The sequence below is a fragment of the Pseudonocardia pini genome (assembly GCF_013870575.1).
Taxonomy (GTDB): Bacteria; Actinomycetota; Actinomycetes; order Mycobacteriales; family Pseudonocardiaceae; genus Pseudonocardia; species Pseudonocardia pini.
Map to the genome: position 1 here is coordinate 1 of NZ_JACBXB010001215.1, position 1,057 is coordinate 1,057.

At 73.3% G+C, this 1,057-nt stretch carries 1 protein-coding gene and 1 pseudogene; both read right to left on the bottom strand.

Annotation, left to right across the window (positions count from 1 at the left end):
- Positions 1 to 239, bottom strand: a pseudogene (locus H5J29_RS33945) (hypothetical protein); the annotation flags it as partial.
- Positions 240 to 310: 71 nt separating this feature from the next.
- Positions 311 to 835, bottom strand: a complete 525-nt coding sequence (locus tag H5J29_RS33950) for a hypothetical protein (protein WP_181784945.1) — start codon at positions 833 to 835, stop codon at positions 311 to 313.
- Positions 836 to 1,057 lie beyond the last annotated feature (222 nt).

A 1,057-nucleotide genomic window follows, 5' to 3' on the forward strand; every position in this document is an offset into this window, starting at 1 on the left:
AGCGCGACGGCCGCCGCCCCCGCGACGACCGGGGCGAACAACCCGTCCGCGGCGCGGATCAGGTAGTCCTGGACGGAGAAGTCGAACACCGTCGAGGACAGACCGAGCCAGCGGAAGATGCCCTGCACCTCGAGCAGGCCGAAGTAGAACGCCAGTGCGGTGAGCAGCGTCGTGGGGCCGATCACCGCCCCGAAGGCCTTGAGGACCCGCGGCGCGGTCGTGGCGGCCTCGAGGGACATCGAGGGTGGTTCCGACGGCTCGGGGTCGGGGTCGGGCGGGCGCGGGCCGTCGGGGTGGGGTGCGGGGACGCTCACGGGGCGGCGGGCTGCTCGCCTGCCGCCGGGCCCGGCGGGGTGCCCGCGGGGTTCTCCCCGGCGGGCTCCTGCTGCTGGACCGGCTCCTCCTTCTTGGGGGGCTCCTCCTTCTCGGCCGGCTCCTCCTTCTTGGGAGGGTTCTCGGGGGCCGGATTCGCCGGTGCCGGGTTCTGGGGTGCCGGGTTCTGGGGTGCCGGATTCTGCGGCGCCGGATTCTGCGGCGCCGGATTCTGCGGCGCCGGATTCTGGGGCGCCGGATTCTGCGGCGCCGGATTCTGCGGCGCCGGATTCTGCGGCGCCGGATTCTGCGGCGCCGGCTCACCGATCACCGGCTCGGTCACCGCCCCGGTCCTCGAGTCCGCCGACCAGCCCGGCGGGCAGGAGACGAAGACCTTGACCGCAGTGCCCTTGGCGAGCCGCTTCTCCGGGGTGACGGGCTCCTCGGTGGCGATGTAGATGTTCGGTGTGGAGCCGGTCGTCACGCACGAGGTGACCTGGTCGTCGTCCTCGATCGTGACCACGAACGACAGGACGAGGGCCTGACCCAGAGCCTTGAACGTGTCGTCGGGCGGGGCACCGAGCAGCGTGATCGGATCGATCAGGACCGGCGACGCGATCGCCCCTCCCCCCGGCAGCGTGGAACCACCTGGGTGTGCGGGACCGCCCGGAACCGGCCCGGCACCACCCGGGACAGCACCGCCCGGGACAGCACCGCCCGGCGCAGCACCCGGGACTGATCCGCC